The sequence below is a fragment of the Collinsella sp. AM17-1 genome, assembly GCF_003470665.1.
Lineage (GTDB): Bacteria > Actinomycetota > Coriobacteriia > Coriobacteriales > Coriobacteriaceae > Collinsella.
This window is the reverse complement of record NZ_QRJZ01000022.1, coordinates 15,320-41,660: the sequence shown is the minus strand read 5'-3', so window position 1 is coordinate 41,660 and position 26,341 is coordinate 15,320. Positions and strand designations below refer to the sequence as shown.

Here is a 26,341-nt window from a genome sequence, read left to right as displayed (position 1 = left end):
TTTCAGAACATTCCGCAGGACGGAGGAAGCCCCACAGCGCGTAGCGCGCAGCGGGGCTTCCGACATGTCCGAGGACGTTCTGAAAAGCAACACCAGGGCGGGCCCGGACGAGAACAACCGACTACAGGTCGATGTGCGATTCCTTGATCGGGAACGGCTCGGCGAAGTGGCACGCGCAGCAGTGGCCCGGGGCAACTTCCTTAAACTCAGGAAGCTTCTCGGAGCAGATGCCCTGCGCGATCGGGCAGCGCGTGTGGAAACGGCAGCCGGTCGGCGGATCCAGCGGCGACGGCGGATCGCCGGCGAGGATGATGCGCTTGCGGGTCTTCTGAATATCCGGATCGGGAACCGGCACGGCAGATAGCAGCGACTGCGTGTACGGATGGTGAGGCTCGCTATAGAGCGTCTTCCAGTCCGAAACCTCGACCATCTTACCCAGATACATAACGGCAACGCGATCGGAGATGTGCTGCACGACGGACAGGTCGTGGGCAATGAAGAGATAGGCCGTACCGAACTTGTCCTGAAGTTCCTTGAGCAGGTTCAGAACCTGGGCCTGAATGGAAACATCCAGAGCGGAAACGGGCTCGTCGCAGATGATCAGCTTGGGCTTCAGAGCGAACGCACGGGCGATGCCGACACGCTGACGCTGACCGCCCGAGAACTCGTGCGGATAGCGGTTGATGTGCTCGGGGTTCAGACCGACGACGTCCAGCAGCTCACGGACACGCTCAATGCGCTCCTCCTTGGTGCCCACGCCATGAATAGTCATGGGCTCGGAGACGATCTCGCCGATGGTCATACGAGGATTGAGCGAAGCATAGGGGTCCTGGAAGATGAACTGCATCTCACGACGCATGTCCTTGATCTCATGCTTGCTCATCTCGGCAACGTCTTTGCCCTGGAAGAACACCTTACCTGCCGTCGGCTTGGTCAGGCGCATGATGGTGCGGCCCGTGGTGGACTTACCGCAACCAGACTCGCCGACCAGGCCAAAGGTCTCGCCCGGATAAATCTCGAACGAAATGTCATTCACAGCAGAGACGACGCGCTTGGAAAAACGCTTGGCGAACATGCCGGACTCTGCGGGGAACTCCTTAGAAAGATGCTCGACCTTCAGCAGCGGAGTGCGCTCGTTATTGTCTGTCATTTACGCCTCGCCTCCCTTCTTGGAATCCTTGCGCGTGCGGGACGTCTCAGGGGCGTTCTTGAGGAACTCGGGGTCACCGGAATAATGGCACGCAGAATAGTGGCCGGACTCGGTGACAACGCGCTCGGGGCGCTGCTTGCGGCACTTGTCCGTCGCATAGGGGCAGCGAGGAGAGAAGACGCAGCCCTCGGGCAGGTTCATGAGCGAAGGCGGGTTGCCGTGAATCGGCGTCAGCGGCTTCTTCTCATCGATGGCCTGCTCCGGGATGGAGCGAATAAGACCCCAGGTGTAGGGATGGCGGCTCTCGTAGAAGATTTCCTCAGCAGTACCGAACTCGACGGGACGGCCGGCGTACATAACCATAATCTTATCGGCCATATCGGCGACGACGCCCAGGTCATGGGTAATCATAATAATGGCGTTGCCGTTCTTCTCCTGCATCTCCTGCATGAGCTCGATAATCTGAGCCTGAATGGTAACATCCAGAGCCGTCGTGGGCTCGTCGGCAATCAGGATATCGGGATCGCAGGCAAGAGCCATAGCGATCATGACGCGCTGACGCATACCGCCGGAGAACTGGTGCGGATACTCATTGACGCGCTTCTCGGGCTCGGGGATACCCACGAGGTCCAAAAGCTCGGTGGCGCGCTTGAGCGCCTCCTGCTTGGAGTAGCCACGGTGCAGACGAAGGCCCTCGCCCACCTGCTTGCCGATCTTATAGACCGGGTTCAAGGAGGTCATAGGATCCTGGAAAATCATCGCGATATCGTTACCGCGAATGTGCTGCATCTCTTCCTCGGTCATCTCGAGGATAGAACGACCGCGATAGCGAACGTCGCCGCCCTCAATCTTTCCCGGAGGCATCGAGATAAGACCCATGATGGTCATGGCGGTCACGGACTTACCGGAGCCGGACTCACCGACGACACCGAGGGTCTCGCCACGATCGAGCGTGTAGGAGACACCGTCGACAGCGCGAACAACGCCATCTTCGGTGTGGAAATACATCTTAAGGTCATCGACCTCGAGCAGATGCTGGCCCTCGGGAACCGGCTGGTCCTTCAGGTCCACATAGTTCTTGTTCTTCTTCATCCTTATGCGTCCTTCATCTTGACGTCGAGGGCGTCGCGCAGACCGTCACCCAGCAGGGTGAAGGCGAGCACCGTCGAGAGAATTGCCAGACCGGGCATGATCATCATCCAGGGAGCAGTCAGAAGATACTGCTGACCGTCCTGAATCATGGAGCCCCACGAAGGCGTAGGCGGAATAACGCCCATGCCGAGGAAGGACAGAGCGGACTCGGTCAAAATGGCACCACCAATGTTCATGGTCGCGTAGACCACGATGGAGGCGACGGAGTTCGGGAAGATGTGACGCACGACGATACGAGCATCGGATGCGCCCATCGCGCGCGCAGCGTCAACATAGTCGTTTTCCTTGACCGTCAGGATCGCGGATCGGAAGACGCGCGCAATCGAGGGCCAGCCGAGAATACCGATGGCGATAAAGACGTTCTGAAGACCACGGCCGATAACGGCGATCATGGCGACAACGAACAGCACGTACGGGAACGCCAGGAAGATATCCGCGAAGCGCATGATGATCGTATCCCAGATGCCGCCATAGAAACCGGCCAGGGCGCCCATGATCAGACCGATCACCGTGGAGATGGCGGTGGCCATAATACCGACGGAAAGCGAAACGCGCGCGCCGTAGATAACTCGGACGAGAATGTCGCGGCCAAGGGCGTCGGTACCAAACGGGTGCTCGGCACACGGAGCCAGCAGCGAAGTCTCGGCCATGGTCGTCGAGTCAGAAGCCGTCGGCGACCCGAGCCAGGGCTTAGCCCACAGGTCTGCGGTCAAGGCAACCAAAACGACGATGATAATCCAGCAGATACCGATAACGGCGAGCTTATTCTTGCGAAGACGCTTGAAAGCGTCGCCCCACAGCGTGCGGGACTTGGCGGGAGCAGATGCGGCCTTAGTGGCGGTAGCCTGCTCCTGAGACTGAGAATCAGTTTCCTGCATGAGACGTACCTCCCTTAGGCCTTATCCGACGGACCGCCGAGGCGGATACGCGGGTCGAGGAATGCATAGCTAATGTCGACGAGAAGGTTGATCACCATAACGACGACAACAATGAGCGTAACGCCGCCCATAACGATGGGCCAGTCGCGCATGCTAATGGCGCGGTAGACCTCAGAGCCGATACCGGGCCAGTTAAAGACCGTCTCGGTCAGGATGGCGCCCGAAAGCATGCCGCCGAAGTCGACACCAATATAGGTAACAACGGGGATGAGTGCATTCTTAAGCGCATGCTTGACGATGATCGCGCGATTGGAGAGACCCTTGGCCTTTGCCGTGCGGATGTAATCCTGATTCATGACGTCGAGTAGCTGCGAGCGCATGATGCGGGCAGCATAGGCGGTCGAAACCGAAGCCAGCGTAATGGTCGGAAGCACATAGTGCATCCAATCCTGATACTGAGAGCTGGAGCCGCCGGCACCCGAGATCGGCATGGAGAATGCGCCGCCGGTGGCATCCTTAAGGATGACGCCAAAGAACAGCTGCAGCAGCATACCGAGCCAGAATGCAGGAACGGCAACGAGGATCGACGTGGTCAGCGTTACCAAAATATCCCAGAAGGAATAGCGCTTTACCGCCGAAATGATACCCGCACCGATACCCATGATTGCCTCGAGCACAATGGCGCACGCGGCGAGTTTAACCGTATACGGATACTTCTGGGCAAAGATTTCCGCAACCGGCAGCTTGCGCTGATACGAATTGCCCAGATCGCCATGAAGCAGACCATTCATGTAATTCAAGTATTGGTCCACAAGCGACGTTGGAACGGGATCGCCGTTCTCGTCAAGGATCGCGTTGCCGTCCTCGTCCGCCTGGACCAGGTGATAGCGCACGCGAAGTTGAAGCTCTACCTCGGGGGACAGAGCCTTGTCTCCACCGATCAGCTTGATCGGGTCTCCCGGCACAATATTCTGGAGGGCGAACAGAATCAACGTAACGCCCAAAAATACCGGGATGAACTGAAGCACACGTTTAACGATGTACTTACCCATACCACTCCCCTATCTAGGGATTAACCTAAATGGGATGCCGATCGCCAGACCGGCATCCCAAAATTACCATCAGCCAGTTTACCCCAGGTTAGGGAGAACTGTATGTTTCCCATGAGGTCTACGTAAATACTTGACCCTCATGGAAGCTGCAAAACTCTTAGGCGAGCTCAGCGGTACCCAGATCGGCGTGCTTCTGCGGATCGACATAGAGGTACTTGACGCGATCGGAGCCGACGATGGTGTGCGTGTAGAACATCACCGGGATAACCGGGCAGTCAGCGGCGACCATAGCGTCAGCCTCCTGCATCTTGGCGATGCGCTCGTCGTCGTCAACCGTGGCACGGGCCTCATCGACCTTGGCATCGAACTCGGGGTTGTTGTAACCAGAGCGGTTGTCGCCACCGAGGGAGTCGGAGTGGAACAGCGGGTACAGGAAGTTGTCCATGATCGGGTAATCGGCGATCCAGCCCAGACGGCCGAACTGATAGTTGAAGTTCTGATACTGCTCGAGCAGGGCAGACCACTCGGGAGTATCGGAGACGGCGGTGACGCCCACCTTGGCGAGGTCGCCGATGATGGACTCCATGATCTCCTTGTGGCCACCGTCCTGGTTGTAGGACAGGGTCACATTGATGCCACGATCGCCGTTAGCGCCAGCGGGAGCGACCTTGTCGAGGTACTCGTTAGCCTTGTCGACGTCGTAGGCGCAGAACTCCCATGCGCCCTCCTTGTAGCCATCGATGCCCGGAGGAACAATGCCGTCGGCGGGGGTACGGGTACCCTTGAAGATGGTCTTGCAGATGGCCTCACGGTTAATGGCCAGGGAGATCCCCCTGCGCAGGTCGGCGTTGTTGAACGGCTCGGCCGTGTTGTTGCAGGTCAGGTAGTAGGTGGAAGGCTCGGAGCCGAGCAGCATGCGCTCGCCGTCGCCCATGGTGTAGCCGTCCTTGGACACGCCGCGATCCTTCTTGGCGGCGTCGATCTGAGCAACGGGAACGTCGCAGACGTCGAGGTTACCGGCCTGGAACTCCTTGTAAGCAGTCTCCATGTCCTTGATGACCTGGAAGTGGATGCCATCGATCTTGGCCTTGTCGCCATAGTAATCGTCGAACTTCTTGAGGTTGATCTCCTGACCATCCTCCCACTTGCCGTCCATCATGAACGGGCCGTTACCGACCGGTGCAAGATAGAAGCTCTTGGCATCGGACTCGGCGCACTCGGGAACCGGGGCCAGAGCCGGGTGAGAGGCGACGAAGGGGAAGTCGGCGTAAGCGGAAGACAGCTTGACGACGAGGGTCTCATCGTCGGGGCAGGTAACACCGCTGAGCTCAGTAGCGTTACCGGCAAGCAGATCGTCATAGCCCTCGACCATGGAAAGGTGATAGGAAACCTCGGACGGGCCATACTCGGTAGCGATGGCCGACTTGGTGTTGACCAGACGCTCCCAACCGAGCTTGAACGACTTGGAGGTAACGTCGTCACCGTTATGGAACTTGGCCTTCTTGATCTTGAAGGTAAACTCGGTGGCGTCGTCGTTGGCCTCGAAGGACTCGCAAGCCAGCGGAACGATCTCGCCCTTCTCGGCGTCATAAGAGGTCAGAGCGTCAAAGAGCTGGTACTCGACCTGAGTGCCCTGGTCCTCCTGGACATTGTAGGGGTCGATGCAGACCGGGTTGTTGATGTAGAAGTTCAGCGTCGAACCGGACTCAGAACCGGAAGCGTCGCCGCCCTTCTTGCCGCATGCGGCAAGAAAAGCCATGGAGCTCGCAGCAAGGGTGCCGCCAACAAAGGCGCGACGACCCATAACGGGCTGGTGGAACATAGAATCAGCCATGCCATCCTCCTTATGAGATAGGACAAAGAAATGTTCAGTCGGACACATGTCGAGGCAATCCGATCCGAACCATCAAAACGCCGTCCGTTGCTATGGCTGGTTATGCACAACAGACCAACGTTTTGCAATACAGTAGCGCATTTTATGCACGATTTGGGGCTAATTCCGGTTAACGGTCGAGAATTTCTTTAGTTGGGCGAAGTATGTGGGGATATTTTGACTCTGTTACAAGTCTGTAAACAAAAAGGGCCCCGCACATGCGGGACCCTTTTCAAACGTATATACGCCGATGCTTAGTAGCCGACGATGCCCTGCGGGAAGAAGAACATGCACAGGACGACGCACACGGCAAAAACAACGGCCATAATTACCGTCAGGCGATCGAGGTTCTGCTCCATGACGCCCGTGGCAGAGCTGGAGTTATACAGCGAGCTAGCGATCATATCCGAAACGCCGGTGCCCTTACCGGAATGCATCAGGACGAGAATCGTCAGCGCCACGGCAGAGACAGCCCAAACGACAAACAGAAGAATCTGGAACGGACCCATAGATAAGCTCCTTAATAGAACAGTTCAAACGCCAGTACTGTACCACAATCCCCCGCTCTCCCCTACCTGCCACTCAAGGACGGGGCGGAAATGGCAGAAATACCAAAAAGGGGGTTGTCCGGTTGTGGACAACCCCCTTACTAGAAAACGGTATTTGTTTTCTATTAGGCCTCGGTGGCGAGCACGCGGCCCGTCATCTCGGCGGAAGGCTCAATACCAGCCATGGTGAGCATGGTCGGAGCGATATCGGAAAGACGGCCGTCCTCGATACCAGTGAGCTTGGCCTTCTCATCAACGATGATGAACGGCACGCGGTTGGTGGTGTGAGCCGTAAACGGATGCTTAGAACCGTCGGAAGCAACGTCAAACATGTGATCGGCGTTGCCGTGGTCGGCGGTAATCAGCGCAAAGCCGCCCTTGGCGAGAATCGCCGGGACAACCTTGGACAGGGCATCGTCAACAGCCTCGACGGCCTTAACGGCGGCGTCGAAGACACCGGTGTGACCAACCATGTCGCAGTTCGCGAAGTTCACGATGTAGAAATCAGCGCGATCCTCGTTGATGGCGGCGACAAGCTTCTCAGTAACCTCGGGAGCGCTCATCTCAGGCTGCAGATCGTAGGTAGCGACCTTGGGGGAAGCGACGAGCACGCGCTCCTCGCCCTCCTTGGGCTCCTCGATGCCGCCGTTGAGGAAGAACGTCACGTGGGCGTACTTCTCGGTCTCGGCGGTGTGCAGCTGCTTCAGGCCGTTGGTGGCGATAACGTCGGCCAGGACGTTCTCGGGGAACGTCTTGGGGAAGGCGACCTCAACGTCAAACGTCGGATCGTACTCGGTCATCGTCACAAAGTGCGAAAGCTTAATCTGCTCGCGCTCAAAGCCGTCGAACTCCTTGTCCGTGAACACGCGGGTCATCTGACGAGCGCGGTCGGGACGGAAGTTGAAGAAGATGGCCGCGTCGCCCTCGTGGATGCCCTCGTTGTGGGCAGCGAAGGGCTCGACGAACTCGTCGCCGCGCGGATCCTTCTCGTAGTAGGCCTTGATACCGGCAACGGGGTCGGTGTCAGCATCGGACGCGTTGACCATGACGTCGTAGGCGCGCTGGATGCGCTCCCAACGATTATCGCGGTCCATGGCCCAATAACGGCCCGAGACGGTGGCAACGCGAGCGTCGCAACCGGTCTCCTCGGAGATCTTAGCCAGGAAGGCGCAGAACTCGCTCATGTAGCCGGCACCGGACTGCGGGTCAACGTCGCGGCCATCCATGAAGGCGTGGACGCGAACGGTCTTGACACCGTGCTCGGCAGCCATCTTGACCAGGGCCTCGACGTGGTTCATGTGAGAATGAACACCGCCAGGGCTCATAAGGCCCATGAGGTGCAGGGTCTTGCCTTCGGCCTTGACGTCGTCCATAGCCTTGACGAAGACCTCGTTCTTGGCGATGGAGCCGTCCTTGATGGCGTTGTTGATGCGCGAAAGCTCCTGGAACACGATGCGACCGGCACCGATGTTGAGGTGACCCACCTCGGAGTTGCCCATCTGACCGTCGGGAAGGCCCACGTCCTCGCCCGAAGCACCGAGCGTGGTGTGAGGATACTTCTCGTACAGGCTATCAAGGAAGGGCGTCTTGGCAGCGGCGACGGCGTTCTCGCCATCAGCCGGAGCAAGGCCGCAGCCATCCATGATGATCAGGAGTGCAGGAAGATGACGCTGTGCCATATGTCCTACTCGCCTGCCTTGACGACCATAGAGGCGAAGTCGGCAGCCTTGAGCGAAGCGCCGCCCACGAGGGCGCCGTCAACGTCGGGCTTGGCGACGAGCTCGGCAATGTTGCCGGGCTTAGCGGAACCGCCGTAGAGAACGCGGATGCCGTTAGCGAGCTCCTCGCCGAACATCTCCTTGAGGGTCTCACGGATAGCGCCGCAGACCTCCTGAGCGTCCTCGGCGGTAGCGGTCTTGCCGGTGCCGATAGCCCAGATGGGCTCGTAGGCGACGACGACCTGCTTGGGGCAGGTGATCTCAAGACCAGCAAGGCCAGCCTTGACCTGGTTCACGACGTGCTCGACATAGGTGCCAGCCTCGCGGACCTCGAGGGACTCGCCGCAGCAGAAGACGGGAACAAGACCGGCGGCAACGAGGGCCTTGGCCTTCTTGTTCTGGTCCTCGTCGGTCTCGTGGAAGTAGTCGCGACGCTCGGAGTGACCGATGATGCAGTAGGTGCAGCCAGCGGACTTGAGCATGTCGCAAGAGGACTCACCGGTGAAGGCACCCTTGGCCTCCCAGTACACGTTCTGTGCACCGAGGGCGATGGGGGCAGCCTGAATGCGGTCATGAACCGTGGTGATGTCAATGGTCGGAGGGCAGACGAGCACCTCGACGCCAGCCGGAACCTCGGGCAGAGCCTGAGCCAGCTCGTCGGCGAGCTTGGCGGCCTCGGCGACGTCGTTGTTCATCTTCCAGTTACCAGCGATAAGAAGGGTGCGATTAGGCATCGAGAAGCGCCTCCACTCCGGGCAGGGCCTTACCCTCGACGAGCTCCATGGAAGCGCCACCACCGGTGGAGATCCAGCTCATCTTGTCGGCCAGGTTGAACTTGTTGACAGCCGCGACAGAGTCACCACCGCCGATGATCGAGGTGCAGTCGGCCTCGGCGACGGCCTCGGCGATAGCCTGGGTGCCGTGAGCGAAGTTGTCGAACTCGAAGACGCCCATGGGGCCGTTCCAGAACACGGTCTTGGCGCCCTTGACGGCCTCGGCGTAGAGCTCCTCGGTCTTGGGGCCGATGTCCATGCCCTCACGATCGTCGGGGATAGCGTCGGAAGCGACAACCTCGGGGACAGCGTCCTCGCCAAAGTGATCGGCAACGCGGTTGTCGATGGGGAGCAGGATCTTGACGCCCTTTTCCTCGGCCTTCTTGAGCATCTCGCCGGCGCGCTCGACCCAGTCCTCTTCCTTGAGGGACTGACCGACGGTCAGGCCCTGAGCCAGGAAGAAGGTGTAGGCCATGCCGCCACCGATGATCAGGGTGTCAGCGGAGTCGATGAGGTGATCGAGAACGCCGATCTTGGAAGAAACCTTGGAACCGCCGACGATAGCGACGAAGGGGCGCTCGGGCTCGGCGAAGATGCCGGTCAGCGTGTCGACCTCCTTCTCGAGCAGGAAGCCGGCGACGGCAGGCAGGTAAGCGGCGGGGCCCACGACGGAACCCTGGGCGCGGTGAGCGGTGCCGAAGGCATCGAGAACGAAGACGTCACCATAGGAAGCGAGCTTCTTGGCGATCTCGGGATCGTTCTTCTTCTCACGCTTGTCGAAACGGACGTTCTCGAGAACGAGGACCTTGCCCGGCTCGACGGCGGCGACAGCCTCAGCAGCCTTCTCGCCGTAGGTGTCGGCGACAAAGGCAACATCGAGACCAGAGAGCTCAGCGAGCTTCTTGGCGACAGGCTCAAGGGAGAGCTCAGGCTGGAAGCCGGTGCCCTCGGGACGGCCGAGGTGGCTCATGAGGATGACGCGAGCGTTGTGCTCAACGAGGTAGTTGATGGTGGGCAGGGCAGCCTTGATGCGGGTGGTGTCGCCAACGACGCCATCCTTGATAGGCACGTTGAAGTCAACGCGGACGAGAACGCGCTTGCCGTCGACATCGATGTCGCGGACGGTCTTCTTGGTAAAGGCCATGTTTGCTTCTACCTTTCGTACGTGTCTGCCTCCCATTACGGCAGACGATTTCCTATAAAAAGGGCGCGACCCTAGGGTGTAAGCCCTATAAGGCCGCGCCCTTCTTTAGACGCTCAACGAGCTATTCGCTAAAAGCTAAATTAAGCAACGAACTTCTCGAAGTACTTGATGGTGCGGACCATCTGAGAGGTGTAAGAGTTCTCGTTGTCGTACCAAGAGGTGACCTGAACGAGGGTCTGGCCGTTGCCGAGGTCAGAGCACATGGTCTGAGTGGCGTCGAAGATGGAGCCGTGGGTCTCGCCGATGATGTCGGTGGAGACGATGTCGTCCTCGTTGTAACCGAAGGTCTCGGAGATGGTGGAAGCGTAGGCCTTCATAGCGGCGTTGACCTCGTCGACGGTGACCTTCTTGTCAACGACAGCGTAGAGGTTGGTGATGGAGCCGGTCGGCGTCGGGACGCGCTGGGCGGCACCGATGAGCTTACCGTTGAGCTCGGGGAGAACCAGGCCGATAGCCTTGGCAGCACCGGTGGTGTTGGGGACGATGTTGACGGCGCAGGCGCGGCTACGACGCTTGTTGCCCTTGCGCTGCGGGCCGTCGAGCGGCATCTGGTCGCCGGTCCAGGCGTGAATGGTGGTCATGATGCCGGACACGATGGGAGCGAAGTCGTTCAGACCCTTGGCCATCGGGGCGAGGCAGTTGGTGGTGCAGGAAGCAGCGGAGATGATGTTGTCCTCAGCGGTCAGCGTCTCGTGGTTGACGTTGTACACGATGGTGGGCAGATCGCTGCCGGCCGGAGCGGAGATGACGACCTTCTTGGCGCCAGCGTTGATGTGGGCCTGAGCCTTAGCCTTGCTGGTGTAGAAGCCGGTGCACTCGAGAACGACGTCGACGTCGAGGTCGCCCCAAGGCAGGTTGTTGGCGTCGGCCTCCTTGTAGATCTTGATCTCCTTGCCGTCAACGGTGATGGAATCCTCGCCAGCAACGACCTCGTGATCGCGAGCGTAGTTGCCCTGCGTGGAGTCGTACTTCAGCAGGTAAGCGAGCATATCGGGAGAGGTGAGGTCGTTGATAGCGACAATCTCGGAGCCCTCATGACCGAACATCTGACGGAAAGCCAGACGACCGATGCGACCGAAGCCGTTAATAGCAACCTTTACTGCCATTGTGTCTCCTTTCGTAAGGCCCCCGCAAGCTACAGCGCCCGCCGTTGAGGCCCACAAACTAACCACTCGCCTAATATACCTTTTTTTTGACTTGAATTTCACGAGAATGCTCGAAATTGAAAATCAAATTTACGTTAAAACGTTTTAAAGAATAAAATAGCAGCTAAATCCGTATATACGTCAATACTTTAAACTACTTGTTTGCTTCAATGAGCTTTTCAAGACGTAAAACACGATGGTAGAGGGCCGACTTCGACAAGGGAGGGTCAGCCATCTCCCCTAAATCACGCAGCGACAGATCGGGATAGCGCTCGCGCAGGTCGCAAAAGACCGCCAAGGCATCCGGAAGCGCATCGCGAAGGCCGCGCTGCTCGAGCTCATCGATAAGCGCAAGCTGATGTTGGGCAGCACCGGCGCTTCTGGTCTGGTTGGCGAGCTCGGCGTTCACGCGACGGTTCACATCGTTCTTAACCAACTTGACCGCGCGCGCCTCCTCAATCTCGGCAACGCTGCGCTTGGCACCAATCAGCTTTAATAGATGCTCGATTTCCTCGGCGCTCTTAATGTACACGGCATATGACCCCCGCCGTGCATTAACACGAGCATGGACCCCAATCTGCCCCAACAGGTCGCAAAGCCCCTTAGCATATTGCTCGCCCTGCACCGCGATCTCCAAATGAAAATCGCCGCGCGGATCGGCCACGAAGCCACCCGCGATGAGCGCGCCGCGGATGTAGGCAAGCCTGCAGCAGGGACGGGCAACGATGTGTCGGGGAACACCAGCGACGAGCCCTCCCCTGCGGTCTAGAATGCCCAGCAGCACCAGAGCCTTGTCCAGGTCGGGTTGATCGGGCAGGGTAATGAGATAATTACGGACCTTATGCAAGACCGATTTACGAACGGTGAATTCCGTTTTGAGCTTAAGGATGCGATGTGTCAGCGTGATCATCGTGCGTGCGACGGCTCCCGTCTCAGTCGCAACCGTCAAACGATACCGCCCAGAGCCGGTAAGCGAGAGCGTACCACTCACGCGCGTGAGGGCGGCAAGTGTCGACAAGTCGCAGTATTCACATTCGGGTTCGCAGCGCGCAAGCTCGTCGCGCACCTCAGCGGTAAACGACATGCAGGCCTATGCCTTCGTGTTGGCGCGCGACAGATCGCGGTGGGAGATGCTCACGTGATACTGGGCGCCTTCCAGGTAACGGGCCGTGGCCTCGGCAATGGCGACGCTACGGTGCTGTCCGCCCGTGCAGCCGATGGCGATAGAAAGCTGCGGTTTACCCTCCGCGATATAGCCCGGCATCACCGTATCGAGTAGCCGTGTCCAAGCCTTCCAAAACTCCTGCGTCTTGGGATGGTCCAGAACAAAATCCGAGACCTTTTTATCGAGACCGGTCATCGTGCGCATCTCGGGATCGTAGAACGGATTGGGCAGGAAGCGGACGTCGATCATAATGTCCGCCTCGACGGGCATGCCGTGCTTAAAGCCAAACGAGAACACATGGACGTCCATGAGCTGTTGGTCGGACAGTTCGGAAAATGCCATACGTAGCTTGTTGCGCAGCGCAGAGGTGCGCAGACGGCTCGTGTCGATAATCATATCGGCTCGATCGCGCACGCCCTGCAGCTGAAGGCGCTCGCGCTGAATGGCATCGGCCGTAGTCTCCCCCGGTTTGGCAATGGGATGACGGCGGCGGTTTTCGCTATAACGACGGATCAGCACCTCGTCAGAAGCCTCTAGGAACACGATGTCGCAGCTCATCTCGCGTTCTTCGAGCGCGGCGACCGCATCGAGCAACTCGTCAAACAGTCCCTGGCTACGCAAATCGCAGGTGACGGCGAGATGCCTGCCCACGCCCGTATTGATGCCGACGAGCTCGGCAAGCTGGGCGATCAGACGCGGAGGCAGGTTATCGATGCAAAAATAGCCCATGTCCTCGAACACGTGCATGGCCTGCGTGCGGCCCGATCCGGACATTCCGGTGATGATGACGATATCGGGGATGCGCTCCGAGCGCTCCGCCGCATCCATGGCATCTCCCTTTTGCATGTGTTGCCTCCCGAAAACAAGCGCGGGACCCAGCAACCCGGATCCCGCGCGGTCAATTGCCTATATTGAGTATACCGCCCCGAGCGGATACGAGGCCTGTCTTACGCCTCAAGCGCAGCCTTGAACCAACTCGTAATACTCGTGGGATGCGTGATGGCAGTGCCGACGACAACGGCCCAAGCGCCAGCATCGATCGCGGCGCGAGCCTCCTCGGGCGTGTGCACACGGCCCTCGCAGATGATGGGAAGACCGGGGAATTCCTCGGTCGCCTGACGCAGAAGCGGAAGATCGGGGCCATCGGCCATGGTGCAGTCGATGGCGGCGACACCATGAGAAAGCGTGGTGGATACAAGGTCGAAGCCCATATCAACCGCACGGCGAATGTCCTCGATGGTGGCACAATCCGCCATCAGGAGCACACCCTCCTCGTGCAGCGGACGGAAGGTGTCCTCGACGGTCTTGCCATCGGGACGCGGACGATCGGTGGCATCGATCGCCACGATATCGGCACCCGCGGCAACGCAGGCGCGAGCGTGACGCAGCGTCGGCGTGATGTAAACGCCCTCGTGCCCATCCTTCCACAGGCCGATAACAGGAACCTCACAGCGACCCTTAATGGCGGCAATGTCGGCAAGGCCCTGACAGCGAATGGCGGCGGCGCCGCCAAGCTCGCAAGCGCGAGACATTTGAGCCATGGTCTCGGGCGTACGAAGCGGCTCGCCCATATACGCCTGAACGCTCACGACGAGCTTGCCCTTCAGGGATTGAATCAAAGGATCGACGGTCATGTTCGACTCAACCTTTCTCAAAACAGCCTTCTGAGACACCGCACCTTGACGTTCAAACCGTCGCTCGCGTACCGAAGTACGCTTCGCTCCTCTTTCACGTCAATCTGCGGCACCTCAGAAGGCGCACTTGGTAGTTATGTTTACTTCAACGACGCAAGAAGGTGTTCGGCGGCACCGATGAGCGGAGCATCGCCCTCCAGAGAACCGATGAGGATCGGCGTGTCCTGAAGCGGATCGAGCGCCTGGCTGGCATAGCCCTCGTGCACCGAATCCTTCCACGTCTGCGAACGCCAATCGGGACCTTGGTGAATCACGCCGCCCGAAAGCACGATGACCTCAGGGTCCAGGATGTTAGCGAGCGAGCCCAAGCTGGCACCCAACGCAAAGCCGGCATCATGGATGACCTCGGTCGCCTTTGCGTCGCCTGCACGGCACAGGTCGTTCACATCGCGACCGACCGAAGGACGGCTGGGGTCGACACGGCCAAAGCGCTCATCGTACATACGACCAATGGAAGTGCCCGAAGCAACCGACTCCAGATGGCCGGAACGCCCGCAGGCGCAGGGAATGCCGGCGGCAGCCGAGCACTCGATGTGGCCCATATGGCCAGCAGCACCATGGAAGCCCTGCATCACGCGGCCGTTCTCGACATATGCGCCGCCGATGCCCGTACCGATGCCAAGACACAAGACGGAGAACTTACCCTTGCCGACGCCCCAGTGGGCCTCGCCCAGTGCATGAGCCTGCACGTCGCCTACAACGGCAACGGGAAGACCGAGGTCCTCGCGCAGACGCGGCCCCAACTGAACGCCGGACCAGCCGGGCATGATCTCGTTGGCATACGCGATGGCGCCCGTCTTGGGATCGACGACGCCGGCGGCACCGATACCGACGCCAAGGACCTCGACATCGGGATTCGCCTCGAGAGCAGCCTTGATGGACGCCTCGATACGCTGGAAGACGGCCTCGCCGCCCTCCTGGGCCTCGGTAGGAACCTCGGCCTCAAAAACAGGATGGGGCACGCTGCCGTCAGCCGGGTACTCCATGATGGCAGTCGCGATCTTAGTTCCGCCGATATCGACAGAGCAGACGTACTTGTTCTCCATGTCGCTCTCCTTCGGAGATAAAAACAACTACAGGAAATGCGCCGTCAGGCTAGCCGTCACAGCGCAGTAAAGGTTTTCCAGGTGTCCGAGATCGCCGAGAAACCGTGTGGCCATTGACCTAATGGGTCATGACCACACGGTTGAACGGCGAGGTCGGGTGCCTGGGAAGCTTTACAGGAGACCGTTGTCCTGAAGGACCTTCCTAATCGCCTCGACGTTCTCGCCGGTCATGGCCTTCACCGGGCGCGGCATGGTCGGGCTGTCGAAGATACCCATGAGGTTCATAGCAGTCTTGAAGGCGCCGACGCCACCGGCATAGCCCTGGACGCCCGAGGTGACATCCCAGATGTGCGAAATCTCATTGAGGCGATCCTGCTCGGCCTTGACGGTAGCCCAGTCACCAGCCTGAGCGGCCTTCCATTGACGCACGTAGCCCTCAGGCTCAACGTTGGCGAGGCCCGGGACGGAACCGTCGGCACCACCGAGGTAAGCGCCGTCGACAACAACCTCGTGACCGGTGAGGATGCTCATCGGATGGCCGTTCTTCTCGTTCTCCTGAACGAGGTAGCGGAACGAGATGTCATCACCCGAGGAATCCTTGACGCCGGCCAGAACGCCCTCGGCACCGAGCTTGGCAAGGAGCTTCCAGGGGAGCTTGGTGTGGACGCACACGGGGATGTCGTAAGCGAAGATGGGCAGGTCGAGCTCCTCATGCAGGATGCGGAAGTGCTCCTCGACCTCGGTCATGCCCTGCAGGGCATAGAACGGGCAGGTGGCGACGAGGGCATCGGCGCCCAGCTCCTGAGCGACCTTACCGTGCTCGATCATGCGCTCGGTCTCGGTGTCGATGATGCCGACCAGAACGGGAACGCGGTGGTCGACGATACGAACGGCCTCGGCGATAATCTGGCGACGGCGCTCGTCGGTGGAGAAGACGACCTCGCCCGAGGATCCCAAGAAGAACAGGCCATCGACGCCGGCATCGATCATGCGGTTGATGCTGCGCTCAAAGGAGGCAACGTCGAGCTGGTGATCTTCGGTATCGGGAACAACGACGGGAGGGATAACGCCGGTGAATTTCTGAGTTGCCACAAGAATCTCCTTAGCTGTCTGGCGGGCGGCCCTATGCCACCCACTCTTGTTGGCAGTGTCCAGGCCGTCTAGGCCAAAGAACACGAGTAGAACGTTTGGTTAAAAAAGTCGACAACTTCGTTTTCGAACGCATTGATGCGCTCGTGAGCGTATTTTGCATAGATAATATGCCTCCGGTCACACTCAAGACCGTTGAATACGGCAAACTGATCCTTGGGATCGCTCACGGTATCCATAAGCGATGTGCCCATGAGCACCGATCCGCGCACCCGAGACGACAGCGTCTCGAGGCCGCCAGGAAGCGGATTGGCAACCGCCGTGCAGGCGAGGCCCCGCTCGTCCAGAGCAGAAACCGCCAGCGCGACTCCGCCCCCAAGGCCCTCGCCCCATGCAAAGATGCGGTCGGGATCCATGCCATCAAGATTGCGCGCCACCTTCGCCAGCGCGCAACCCCAACGGACGCGCTCGACAAAAGCGGGCGAAGCAATCCCCCACTGCAGGTCGTCCGCACCAGCAACATCGTCATCCAGCGCAAGGACGGCATACCCCATGGCGGCAAATCTCGTCATGTGATGCCAGCCGCGCACAGGCCGATCGATGTCGTGGAACATCAGGCACAGCGGCACGCGCTCAGATACTCGGGCACGACCGACAGGCTCGATCAAACGCGCGTGGACCACATCGCCACTAAGCTCAAAGGAAACCTCGGAGTAGCGGGCATACGGATTGGCGAAATCGATCGCCGTAATACTCGGCCCGCAAACCTCAAGGTCCGAAGCGGCTATCTCTAATTCGGAAACATCCGCAGAAGCATCACCGCGCCAATCCCGGAAATCAGCGAGCCTTGACGAAACCGTCCCGGGAATCCCCACAAGGTCGGGGACAATCAGCTCGCCGACATTGCTCTCGCACTTAGACATGAGCCTCCCCTCCCTTGCAGAAAAACGGAATGATCAGATCGTCAAAATCCTGAATCTCCTCGTGGCCAAAGCCTTCAAAGAACTCATGACGCTTTTCACAGGTCAGGTTGTTATAGACCGCAAACTGCGTCGCTGGAGGACAGACGGTATCGGCTGTGCCGGTGCCAAACAGCACGGGGCATTTGACCATAGGGGCAAAGTTCTTGGAATCGAAGTACGCCAGCTTGGCATAGGCTTCGTCGATACGAGTCGAGTCCTCGTCAAACCAGCGAGACCAATAGCGCAGGCCCTCGTAGGCAATGTCGTCGGCATCCAAATCCCAGACCAGGCGGAAATCCGACAGGAAGGGATAGAGGATGGCGGCGCGATTGATAAGCTCGCTGTTAAGTGCACAGGTCGCAATGCCCAAACCGCCGCCCTGCGACGCGCCGTTCACAAACACACGGGCAAGATTGATGCCCTCGAGCTCGCGAACGATGCGACACAGGATGCGAATATCTTGGTGCAAGCGGACATAGTAGAGGTTGGCCGGGTCGCCGTCGATACCGGCGACGATATGGCCCACGACCGTTGTGCCCTCAAATCCACCAATGTCCTCGGAGGGACCTCCTTGACCGGGGCAGTCGAGGGCGATGAGTGCCATGCCCATGCCCGCAAACGACGCCTGCTCAAACCAGCTGCGGCTTGCACCCGGATATCCATGGAACTGAAGTACCAATGGCACGGGCTCGTCCGAGACGGGTTTAAGGTACTTGGCATGCAGGCGAGCGCCACACATGCCGGTATACCAGAGGTCGAAAAGCTGGCAGGTCACGGCATCTGTGACCGATGCCGTCTCGATCGCATAGTCAAGCCCGACCGCGTCGGCCTCGGCCATGCGATCCTTCCAAAAGAGATCGAAATCTGATGGACGGGGCATGGCGCCTCGATATTCACCAAATTGATGTTGTAGCTCCTGAGCACTTGGCATGGCTCGTGAACCCAACCTTTCGAAATCGCAACGGAGGTGCGCCCGGCAAGGGAACCGGGCGCACGGGAGGGAAAGCGAGGCTACTCGCCGAGCTTGGGATGCAGCAGCGACGGCGCAGCGCCGAGCAGCATCTTGGTGTAGGGGTCCTGGGGGTGCTGGAAGACCTGCTTGGCCTCGCCCTGCTCGACGATCTTGCCGCCATTCATAACGATGATGTCGTCAGAGATATAGCGGACCGTCTGGATGTCATGGCTGATGAACACCATGGCCAGGCCGAGCTCCTTCTTAAGGTCGGTCAGCAGGTTCAGAATCTGCGCGCGGACCGAAACGTCCAGAGCCGAGGTTGGCTCGTCGGCGATGATGGCATCGGGGTTCAGCGACAGGGCACGGGCAATTGCGACGCGCTGGCGCTGGCCGCCCGAAAGCTGGCCGGGAAGAACCTCGGCGGCGGAGCTGGGCAGACCGGTGAGCTCCAAGAGCTCCTTGACGCGCTTCTCCTGCTCGGCCTCGGTACCCAGGTTGTGGACGCGCATGGGGTCGAGCAGTTGCTCGCGAACGACCATACGGGGGTTGAGTGCCGTGGCCGGGTTCTGGAACACGACCGAGATGACGCGACCCATGTGGCGACGGTCCTCGGCGGTACGTTTGGTAACGTCCTTGCCCTTAAAGTAGACCTTGCCGCTCGTGGGGGCCTGCAGGCCGCACATGACGTTGGCGGTGGTGGACTTACCGCAACCGGACTCGCCGACGATGCCGATCGTCTGACCGGGCATGAGCCTAATCGTTACACCCTGGACGGCGTGAACCAGGTTAGGGTGCAGAATCGAGCCGGTACGGGTCCTAAAGGTGACGTGGACGTCATCAAGGAAGATGATCGGCTCGACGCCGTTGACTGCGGTCTCGCTCATCTACATCACCTCCGCGTGAGGGGTCAAACCATTTGCCTTGAGCACCTCGTCGGGGAGCTCGGAATAGAAGTGCTCGGTGCCGGGCACGCGCTTGAAGACCGGACGGGTGTCCAGGCCAATACGCGGATGGCTCGAGCGGGGCGCGAAGCGATCGCCCTTGGGGAAATCGCGCGGGCTCGGAACGGCGCCGGGCACCTGGTGCAGGCGGCCCGAACCGCTCTCGATGGACAGAACGGAACCCAGAAGACCGCGGGTGTACTCGTGGATCGGGTTGGTGAGCAGCTCCTTGGTGGGCGCCTGCTCGATAACCTGACCGGCGTACATCACCGTGATGTTATGGGCGACCTCGGCGACCAGCGCCAGGTCATGCGAGACGAAGATCATGGCAAAGCCGAGCTTGGCCTGAAGGTCGTTGAGCAGCTTGATGACCTGCTTCTGGACGGTAACGTCCAGAGCGGTCGTGGGCTCGTCGCAGATGACCAGCTTGGGGTCGCGGGTAAGGGCCATAGCGATCAGGACACGCTGACGCTGGCCACCGGAAAGCTCATGCGGGTAGCTCTCGAGCGTACGCTTGGGGTCGAGGCCCACGAGCTCCAGGAGTTCCTCGGCGCTGCGGGTGCCGCCGCGCTTGGTGAGCTGCTTCATCTGGGCAGAGATGAGCATGGAGGGGTTGAGCGAGGACAGGGCGTCCTGATAGACCATAGCGATATCGGTACCGCGCAGGCCGAACCACTCCTTCTTGCTCATCTTGAGCAGGTCGCGGCCCTCCCAGAGGACCTCGCCGGAAAGGTGCTCGTCATCGTCGGTCAGGCCCATGATGGCCAGCGTGGTGATGGACTTACCGCAACCGGACTCGCCCACCAGGCCCATGGTCTGACCAGGACGGACGTCAAAGTTGACATGGTCGACGACGTTGATATCGCCGTGATGCTCAAACTGGATGCAGAAATCGCGGACCGAAAGGATCGGTTCGACAGACTCGTCGGGCACATGGCGATCGTCACGCTTGAGCTCGACATCGCGCAGGGCGCCAAGGCGAGCGGAGAGGGACTGGGCCTGCTCCTTGTAGGCGCGAACGGGGTCAGAGACCAGCAGGTCGGCCTCGCGACGCTTGGAGGAATCGGTCGGATCCAGGGCGGCGGAGGGAGCAGCGGCCATGGCGTCGGTAATGCCCTCGGAGAGGATGTTGAGTGCCAGGCAGGTGATCATGATGGCCAGGCCCGGGAACAGCGCCTGCCACCAACGGCCGGCGAGCACGCCGCCGCGGGCGTCGGCGAGGATGTTGCCCCAGGTAGCGGTGGGCTCCTGGATACCAGCGCCGATGAAGGTCAGCGAGGCCTCGAAGATGATGGCGTCGGCGACCAGGGTAACGGTGAAGACCATGATCGGGGCGATGCAGTTACGCAGAACATGCTTGATCAAAATCCACGGAGCCTTGGCGCCGGAAACGATGACCGCGCGGACATAGTCCTCGCCGTACTCGGACACGATGTTGGCGCGCACGATACGGGCAATCTGCGGAGTGTACATAAAGCCGATGGCGAAGATGATCGACGGCACGGAGTTGCCCAGGATGGAGACGAAGACGGCCGCGAGGGCGATGCCCGGGATGGACATGATGATGTCCAGGATACGCATGATCGTCTCGGAAACGGCCTTGCGCGAAACCGCCGCAAGGGCGCCCACGACCGAGCCGCAGACCAGAGCCATGGCAGTGGCGCCAAAGCCGATAATCAGCGAGTAACGACCACCGTAGAGCATGCGCGACAGAATGTCGCGACCCTTATCGTCGGTACCGAAGATAAATCCGTTGCCGGGAGCCTGGCGAGCCGTAAAAATCTCGACCGGGCTATAGGGGGCAAGAAGGGGCGCCAGAATCGCAGTCAGGGCGACCAGCACCAACACGACGGCGGCAATCTTAGAAGACAGCGTCATCTTCTTCCAGCCACCGAGCTTGAGCCCCTTGGAGGCAGCCTTCTCGAGCTGCTCGGTTTGCTTCTCTCGAATCTTTACCATAATCTACACCGTCCTGATGCGCGGGTTGATGAGCAGGTAGAGCATGTCAACCACGATGTTGATGATGATGAAGGCAAGAGCAACGACGATAACGACGCCCTGAACCAGGTTCGCCTCGTTGCCCTGAACGCCCTGCAGAATCGCGGTGCCCATGCCGGGGAGGTTGAAGATAACCTCGATGACGACGGCGCCGCCCATGAGGTAACCGATCTTAAGACCGAGGGTGGTGACCGGGGTGATCAGCGCATTGCGAAGAACGTTGATGCCGACGACGACCTTCTCGGGAACGCCGGCGCCGCGAGCCATACGGACATAATCCTTGTCGAGCTCCTCGACCATGGCGGTACGCACGATACGAGTCATCTGGCCCGTCAGCGGAAATGCCAAGGCGATAGCGGGCATGATCATACGTCCCAGATAGCCAACCGGATTCGTGGTGAAGTGAGGCAGAGCACCCGATGCCGGGAGCACCTTAAGGTAGGAAGAGAACAGCAGGATCAACAGAACGGCAAGCCAGAACGACGGGGTTGCCAAGCCGGCGATGGAAAAGACGCGGATCACTTGGTCCGGCCATTTATCGCGATACAGTGCCGCGATGACGCCGAGCAAAAACGAAACGACTGCACCGATGGCAAGACCGATAAAGGTCAGCTGCATCGTGACGGGCAGGGCCGTGGAGATGCGCTTGGCAACGGAGTTGCGAGCAGCACCATAGGTGCCCATGTCGCCATGGATCAGGTCGCCCATATAGCGCACGTAGCGCACGGGCCAGGGGTCGTCCAGACCATACTTCTCATGGTACTCGGCAACCGCCTCGGGCGAGGCACCGTCACCCAACGCCGTGTAGGCGGGGTCGGTCTTGGAGAACGACATAAGGAAGAACACCAGGACGGTGACGCCCAATGCCATGATCGGCAGCGCCACAAGACGCCTTCCAATCAAACGTAGCAAGTTGTTCACGTTCTCTCCCCTTTCTTTTGTCGGTAGGACCAACTGGTATATGAGTACGGATACTCATTACAAGACCCGAGCGACATCGTTGCCGCCCGGGTCTTTGTTTCAACTATGAGGATACGGTCCCAACGGCCGACATCCTGCATACAGACTCAAGCGAGTCTTACGCCTTGACGGTCGCAACGCCCCTGAAGGACATGCTCGTCGTGCCGATGCCCTTGAAGCCATCGAGGGCCTCGCCGTTGGGCGCAGTGGACGGATCGTCCCAGGAAGCGGAGACGGTCTTGACGTGGACAACGGGGTACAGAACGGCGTTGTCGGCAATGATGTCGAAGCACTCGTTCCACTTCTTCTGCTGCTCGTCGCCCTCAGCGGCAAGAGCCTCGTCCATGAGACCGTGGAGCTTCTGCCACTCAGCGGACTCCTTCCACGGGCAACGGGTCTGCATCCAGACGTTGTCGCCGTACCACCAGTTGAGCAGCAGGTCGGGGTCAGCGCCGAAGCAGGAAGGATCGCCAGGGGCAAGGAGGATATCGTAGGCCTCGCCGCCGTCGATGGCAGCGTAAGTGGCCGGCGAGGTATCGGTCTGGATGGTCACATCGAAACCGAGAGCGTCGAGGTCGTTCTTGACCTGGGCGGCCATACCCTTAATCTGCTCGTTGTCGGTGGTGCGCAGGGTGATGGCACCCGGGGTGATGCCAGACTCCTCGATGAGCTTCTTAGCCTTCTTGGCGTCGGTCTTGTACACCGTGGAAGCCTCATGATAGTTGGTGAAGCTCTTGGGCAGGTAGCAGCTGGCAGCGGTGGCAAGGCCGGCGAAGGTGTTGCTGACCATCTTCTCGGTGTCGAGCGCATACATGACAGCCTGACGGACCTTGACGTTGTTCCAAGGCTCCTTGGCGACGTTGAACATGATGAAGCGGGTGCCGAAACCCTGAACGTTATCGATCTTGCAGCCGGCGCTCTCGAGCTGGTCGACGGCGTCAGCGGTAACGAGCTCCATAACGAGCGTGGAGCCCTCCTGCTGAGCGGTAACGCGAGCGGTGGGGTCGGTCAGGATGCTGTACTGGATCTTCTTATCCTCGGCAGCGTACTCACCGTTGTACTCGGGGTTGGGAACCAGGGTGATCTCGGTATCGGAGATAGAGTCGTACATCCAGGGGCCGGAGCCGATCGGCTGCTTGGCGCGATCCTCCTCGGTCTGGGTGGCCGGGGTAACGCGGACGATGGCCAGACGATCCTTGAGCAGGGAGAAGTTGGGGACCTTGGTCTTGACCGTCACGGTGCTGGGGTCCTTGGCCTCGATGGACTCGAAGGGCTGGAAGAACGGAGCATAGGTAGCGGAAGCGGCGCAAGCGGTGTAGGAGGCGACAACATCGTCAGCGGTGACCTCGGTGCCATCGGAGAACTTTGCGCCCTTGCGGATGGTGACCTCGAAAGTGGTGTCGTCCACAGACTTGGGATCGTCGGTGGCGAGCTCTTTGAAGGTGCTGTAGTCGTGGTAATCGATGCCGTAGAGGCCCTCGACGACGTGCCAGTTAGCACCCAGGCCCACAGCGGAGCCGGTGCTGGCGGGATCGAAGCTGGACGGAGCGTAAGCGGAACCAGCGGTGATCACGCCGCCGCCACGATTGGCGGAATCGGTGGAACCGGAAGCGGAACCCTCGTCGCTAGAGCTGCCACCGCAGCCGGTGAGACCAAGCCCTGCGACAGCAGCGACGCTGCCGGTGAGACCGAGGAACGAACGCCTGGACATACCCTTGTTGATGATGGCCATGTCTTCTCCTATCAATAGAGAATCTTACTCGGGAGCACCTAGACTTGCCCCCGCGCAACTTGCGGACGATATATACCTTACCTACCGACGAACCCAACTGAGGTGCCGCGCTCGGCGACCGATACATACATACGCTTGAACGGTATTTACTACCGTTCACCGAATTCATTGACAAACGATTCGCCAGACAGTATGTATCGACGAGGTGAGATATCAGTCTTCGTCAACCCGCAGGATAGCAAGGTTGTTCACCATGGCTAGTCAAACGTTTTAGCGTTAATAGAACCCGAAATCGGTTGGTAATCGCCGCGAAATAAATGATTGAAAATCGGCCAATCATGTATATCAGTTGTTTAGAAGCGCATTTAGTTTTCGGAACGGTTGGCCGATGTCTGGGCGCGCTCGGCATTCCATGCAACAAGTGCCTCGTGGACCGCTTTGGCGACATCGGCCGGAACGCCTCGAACTTCTGCAATCTCCTGCTCGCTTGCCGCACGCAAACGCTTCATCGAGCCAAAATGGCGCATAATGGCGCGTTTTCTGGTGGGTCCCACGCCTGGAACGTCATCGAGTACCGAAACCGTCATGGCTTTATCGCGCAACTCGCGGTGGAACGTGATGGCAAATCGGTGGGACTCATCGCGTACCTGTTTAATTAGATAGAGCGAAGCAGACCCGGTCGGCAGCACGACGGGAGTCTCGTCCCAAGGCACAAAAACTTCCTCGTCGGCCTTTGCCAAGCCACAAACTGGTATATCGAGCCCAAGAGCCTCAAGTTGCTTGATCGCAGCGGTCAATTGCGGCTTACCGCCATCGACAACGAGCAAATCGGGGCGCGAGCCAAAGCGCTCGTCGGCCATGCGCTCGGGAGCATAGCGTCGTCCCAAAACCTCGGACATCGACACGAAGTCGTTTGCCTCGTCCAATTCGGCCTGAATTTTAAAACGACGGTACTGGCTCTTGTCGGCGCGCCCGTTGGTAAACACCACCATCGAGGCGACCGTAAAGGTGCCATGCAGTGTAGAGATATCGAAGCACTCGATACGCAACGGCGGCGATGGCAGCGCCAACGCACTTTCGAGCTCCAGGAGCGCTTGATTGGTGCGGTCGTCAGCGTACCCCGTTCGCATCATGTAGCGCATGAGGGCATGGCGCGCATTTTTGGATGCCATATCGAGCAGACGGTGCTTTTCGCCACGCTGCGGCCTATGGAGATGGCAGGAACGCTCGCGCTTGCCCGCAAGCCACTCCCCCAGCGCCTCCGCATCCTCAAGCTCGACGGAAAGGTTGACCTCAGCTGGAATATCAGCCGTCTCGTCGTAATAGCGCTTAAGAAAGCCCGACTGGAGCTCTTCCTCGTCAACATCAAGGCCCTTGTCGAGAATGAACTCGCAGGTGCGAACTGTTCGGCCCTCGCGAACGACGAAGACGCAAGCGGCGGAGATGGTCTCCTCGCGATAGAACCCGATGACATCGATATCGACACTGGAGGGAAAAACGACTTGCTGACGATCGTCCAGACCCCTGATGACCTCCAAACGACGTTTGACGCGTGCCGCGCGCTCAAAGTCGAGCGCCTCGGCGGCATCCGTCATCTCGGAGGTCAGCTCATCGACGACATCCTTGCGATGGCCCGACAAAAAGCGCTCGACACGCTTGACGTTCTTGGCATAGTCTGCCGGGGAAATCGCGCCGACACACGCACCCGGGCCGCGCCCGACATGGTAGTCAAAGCAGGGACGCCCGTTTTGCGCGCAAATCATATTGACGATGTCTTCCTCGCCCTTGTGGGACTCGACGATACGACGACAACGACGCCACTCCGCACAGGATGCGAAGCAGATGGGGATAACTTTGCGCAGCGTATCTATCGTCTCACGTGCCGCACGGCTATCGGTATAGGGTCCAAAATAGCGCGTTCCCGGCTTATGACGCTCACGCGTATATTTGATAGCGGGATACAGGTCGCCCTTTGTAATGGCGATAAAGGGGTAGCTCTTGTCATCCTTGAGGTCGACGTTAAAGTACGGATGGTACTGACCAATCAAATTGCGCTCGAGCACCAACGCCTCATGCTCGGTCTCCACCACGATATAGTCAAAGCTCGCCACCAGCTGCATCATCAGCGGGATCTTTTGACGCTCATCCTGCAGTGTCACGTATTGACGCATGCGGGCGCGTAGGTTTTTCGCCTTGCCCACGTAGATGACATCGCCCTTGGAATCCTTCCAAAGGTAGCAACCGGGTTGTGTAGGAACGCGCGAAACCTGCTCGGCAAGCGTTGGAATGTTGTCGTGACCGGCCAC

At 59.5% G+C, this 26,341-nt stretch carries 22 protein-coding genes; all 22 read right to left on the bottom strand.

Translation table 11 applies throughout. From position 1 onward, the window contains the following. Positions 1-121 precede the first annotated feature (121 nt). Positions 122-1,150, bottom strand: a complete 1,029-nt coding sequence (locus DW195_RS09100) for an ABC transporter ATP-binding protein (RefSeq protein WP_117564866.1) — start codon at positions 1,148-1,150, stop codon at positions 122-124. Next, on the bottom strand, positions 1,151-2,242 hold the full coding sequence (locus tag DW195_RS09095; RefSeq protein ID WP_117564867.1) for an ABC transporter ATP-binding protein: 1,092 nt from the start codon (positions 2,240-2,242) through the stop codon (positions 1,151-1,153). 2 nt (positions 2,243-2,244) lie between these two features. Further along, on the bottom strand, positions 2,245-3,180 hold the full coding sequence (locus DW195_RS09090) for an ABC transporter permease (RefSeq protein WP_117776113.1): 936 nt from the start codon (positions 3,178-3,180) through the stop codon (positions 2,245-2,247). 14 nt (positions 3,181-3,194) lie between these two features. Then, positions 3,195-4,232 (bottom strand): ABC transporter permease, encoded by a 1,038-nt coding sequence (locus DW195_RS09085; RefSeq protein WP_117635931.1) that lies wholly within the window; start codon positions 4,230-4,232, stop codon positions 3,195-3,197. Positions 4,233-4,389: 157 nt separating this feature from the next. After that, the gene (locus DW195_RS09080) at positions 4,390-6,066 is read right to left on the bottom strand and encodes an ABC transporter substrate-binding protein (protein ID WP_233540853.1); all 1,677 of its coding nucleotides are present in this window, start codon (positions 6,064-6,066) and stop codon (positions 4,390-4,392) included. Between the two features lie 293 nt (positions 6,067-6,359). Continuing rightward, on the bottom strand, positions 6,360-6,614 hold the full coding sequence (gene secG / locus DW195_RS09075; protein WP_006236144.1) for a preprotein translocase subunit SecG: 255 nt from the start codon (positions 6,612-6,614) through the stop codon (positions 6,360-6,362). A 164-nt stretch (positions 6,615-6,778) separates the two neighbouring features. Then, positions 6,779-8,332, bottom strand: a complete 1,554-nt coding sequence (gene gpmI, locus DW195_RS09070; protein WP_118206507.1) for a 2,3-bisphosphoglycerate-independent phosphoglycerate mutase — start codon at positions 8,330-8,332, stop codon at positions 6,779-6,781. Between the two features lie 5 nt (positions 8,333-8,337). Then, the gene (gene tpiA, locus DW195_RS09065) at positions 8,338-9,105 is read right to left on the bottom strand and encodes a triose-phosphate isomerase (RefSeq protein WP_022094882.1); all 768 of its coding nucleotides are present in this window, start codon (positions 9,103-9,105) and stop codon (positions 8,338-8,340) included. Further along, the gene (gene pgk, locus DW195_RS09060) at positions 9,098-10,288 is read right to left on the bottom strand and encodes a phosphoglycerate kinase (protein WP_099431437.1); all 1,191 of its coding nucleotides are present in this window, start codon (positions 10,286-10,288) and stop codon (positions 9,098-9,100) included. Before pgk ends, tpiA begins: the two co-directional genes overlap by 8 nt. Before the next feature lie 140 nt (positions 10,289-10,428). Continuing rightward, complete coding sequence (gene gap, locus DW195_RS09055; RefSeq protein WP_099431436.1) at positions 10,429-11,454, bottom strand: type I glyceraldehyde-3-phosphate dehydrogenase; 1,026 nt, start codon at positions 11,452-11,454, stop codon at positions 10,429-10,431. A gap of 193 nt (positions 11,455-11,647) precedes the next feature. Next, on the bottom strand, positions 11,648-12,577 hold the full coding sequence (gene whiA, locus DW195_RS09050) for a DNA-binding protein WhiA (RefSeq protein ID WP_117770486.1): 930 nt from the start codon (positions 12,575-12,577) through the stop codon (positions 11,648-11,650). 6 nt (positions 12,578-12,583) lie between these two features. Beyond that, positions 12,584-13,504, bottom strand: coding sequence for an RNase adapter RapZ (gene rapZ / locus DW195_RS09045; RefSeq protein ID WP_117770487.1), 921 nt, complete (start codon positions 13,502-13,504; stop codon positions 12,584-12,586). Positions 13,505-13,605: 101 nt separating this feature from the next. Next, the gene (locus DW195_RS09040) at positions 13,606-14,292 is read right to left on the bottom strand and encodes an N-acetylmannosamine-6-phosphate 2-epimerase (RefSeq protein WP_022094877.1); all 687 of its coding nucleotides are present in this window, start codon (positions 14,290-14,292) and stop codon (positions 13,606-13,608) included. Positions 14,293-14,432: 140 nt separating this feature from the next. Further along, positions 14,433-15,398 carry an ROK family protein gene (locus tag DW195_RS09035; protein ID WP_022094876.1) on the bottom strand — a complete coding sequence of 322 codons (966 nt, stop codon included), beginning with the start codon at positions 15,396-15,398 and terminating at the stop codon, positions 14,433-14,435. A gap of 171 nt (positions 15,399-15,569) precedes the next feature. Continuing rightward, the gene (locus DW195_RS09030; RefSeq protein WP_089573615.1) at positions 15,570-16,490 is read right to left on the bottom strand and encodes a dihydrodipicolinate synthase family protein; all 921 of its coding nucleotides are present in this window, start codon (positions 16,488-16,490) and stop codon (positions 15,570-15,572) included. Between the two features lie 68 nt (positions 16,491-16,558). Further along, a complete protein-coding gene (locus DW195_RS09025) occupies positions 16,559-17,410 on the bottom strand; it encodes an acetylxylan esterase (protein ID WP_118206506.1) in 852 nt (283 codons plus the stop codon). Next, positions 17,403-18,380, bottom strand: a complete 978-nt coding sequence (locus DW195_RS09020) for an acetylxylan esterase (RefSeq protein ID WP_118206505.1) — start codon at positions 18,378-18,380, stop codon at positions 17,403-17,405. Before DW195_RS09020 ends, DW195_RS09025 begins: the two co-directional genes overlap by 8 nt. A gap of 80 nt (positions 18,381-18,460) precedes the next feature. Continuing rightward, positions 18,461-19,288 (bottom strand): ABC transporter ATP-binding protein, encoded by an 828-nt coding sequence (locus tag DW195_RS09015; protein ID WP_089573612.1) that lies wholly within the window; start codon positions 19,286-19,288, stop codon positions 18,461-18,463. Further along, positions 19,289-21,304 carry a dipeptide/oligopeptide/nickel ABC transporter permease/ATP-binding protein gene (locus DW195_RS09010; RefSeq protein WP_035138893.1) on the bottom strand — a complete coding sequence of 672 codons (2,016 nt, stop codon included), beginning with the start codon at positions 21,302-21,304 and terminating at the stop codon, positions 19,289-19,291. Positions 21,305-21,307: 3 nt separating this feature from the next. After that, on the bottom strand, positions 21,308-22,264 hold the full coding sequence (locus DW195_RS09005; RefSeq protein WP_035138896.1) for an ABC transporter permease: 957 nt from the start codon (positions 22,262-22,264) through the stop codon (positions 21,308-21,310). Between the two features lie 157 nt (positions 22,265-22,421). Next, positions 22,422-24,035: an ABC transporter substrate-binding protein gene (locus DW195_RS09000; RefSeq protein WP_118206504.1), complete on the bottom strand. Its 1,614-nt coding sequence runs from the start codon at positions 24,033-24,035 to the stop codon at positions 22,422-22,424. 365 nt (positions 24,036-24,400) lie between these two features. Then, positions 24,401-26,341 (bottom strand): excinuclease ABC subunit UvrC, encoded by a 1,941-nt coding sequence (gene uvrC, locus DW195_RS08995; RefSeq protein WP_370215173.1) that lies wholly within the window; start codon positions 26,339-26,341, stop codon positions 24,401-24,403.

What these genes read in the sequence shown, in the direction of transcription:
- DW195_RS09080 (WP_233540853.1), bottom strand. Translation starts at nt 6,066, where the DNA reads ATGGCTGATTCTATGTTCCACCAGCCCGTTATGGGTCGTCGCGCCTTT.
- DW195_RS09010 (WP_035138893.1), bottom strand. Translation starts at nt 21,304, where the DNA reads ATGGTAAAGATTCGAGAGAAGCAAACCGAGCAGCTCGAGAAGGCTGCC.
- rapZ (WP_117770487.1), bottom strand. Translation starts at nt 13,504, where the DNA reads ATGCAAAAGGGAGATGCCATGGATGCGGCGGAGCGCTCGGAGCGCATC.
- DW195_RS09035 (WP_022094876.1), bottom strand. Translation starts at nt 15,398, where the DNA reads ATGGAGAACAAGTACGTCTGCTCTGTCGATATCGGCGGAACTAAGATC.
- DW195_RS09015 (WP_089573612.1), bottom strand. Translation starts at nt 19,288, where the DNA reads ATGAGCGAGACCGCAGTCAACGGCGTCGAGCCGATCATCTTCCTTGAT.
- DW195_RS09040 (WP_022094877.1), bottom strand. Translation starts at nt 14,292, where the DNA reads ATGACCGTCGATCCTTTGATTCAATCCCTGAAGGGCAAGCTCGTCGTG.
- DW195_RS09025 (WP_118206506.1), bottom strand. Translation starts at nt 17,410, where the DNA reads ATGTCTAAGTGCGAGAGCAATGTCGGCGAGCTGATTGTCCCCGACCTT.
- gpmI (WP_118206507.1), bottom strand. Translation starts at nt 8,332, where the DNA reads ATGGCACAGCGTCATCTTCCTGCACTCCTGATCATCATGGATGGCTGC.
- gap (WP_099431436.1), bottom strand. Translation starts at nt 11,454, where the DNA reads ATGGCAGTAAAGGTTGCTATTAACGGCTTCGGTCGCATCGGTCGTCTG.
- secG (WP_006236144.1), bottom strand. Translation starts at nt 6,614, where the DNA reads ATGGGTCCGTTCCAGATTCTTCTGTTTGTCGTTTGGGCTGTCTCTGCC.
- DW195_RS09090 (WP_117776113.1), bottom strand. Translation starts at nt 3,180, where the DNA reads ATGCAGGAAACTGATTCTCAGTCTCAGGAGCAGGCTACCGCCACTAAG.
- DW195_RS09000 (WP_118206504.1), bottom strand. Translation starts at nt 24,035, where the DNA reads ATGGCCATCATCAACAAGGGTATGTCCAGGCGTTCGTTCCTCGGTCTC.
- DW195_RS09085 (WP_117635931.1), bottom strand. Translation starts at nt 4,232, where the DNA reads ATGGGTAAGTACATCGTTAAACGTGTGCTTCAGTTCATCCCGGTATTT.
- whiA (WP_117770486.1), bottom strand. Translation starts at nt 12,577, where the DNA reads ATGTCGTTTACCGCTGAGGTGCGCGACGAGCTTGCGCGCTGCGAACCC.
- DW195_RS09095 (WP_117564867.1), bottom strand. Translation starts at nt 2,242, where the DNA reads ATGAAGAAGAACAAGAACTATGTGGACCTGAAGGACCAGCCGGTTCCC.
- pgk (WP_099431437.1), bottom strand. Translation starts at nt 10,288, where the DNA reads ATGGCCTTTACCAAGAAGACCGTCCGCGACATCGATGTCGACGGCAAG.
- tpiA (WP_022094882.1), bottom strand. Translation starts at nt 9,105, where the DNA reads ATGCCTAATCGCACCCTTCTTATCGCTGGTAACTGGAAGATGAACAAC.
- DW195_RS09020 (WP_118206505.1), bottom strand. Translation starts at nt 18,380, where the DNA reads ATGCCAAGTGCTCAGGAGCTACAACATCAATTTGGTGAATATCGAGGC.
- DW195_RS09100 (WP_117564866.1), bottom strand. Translation starts at nt 1,150, where the DNA reads ATGACAGACAATAACGAGCGCACTCCGCTGCTGAAGGTCGAGCATCTT.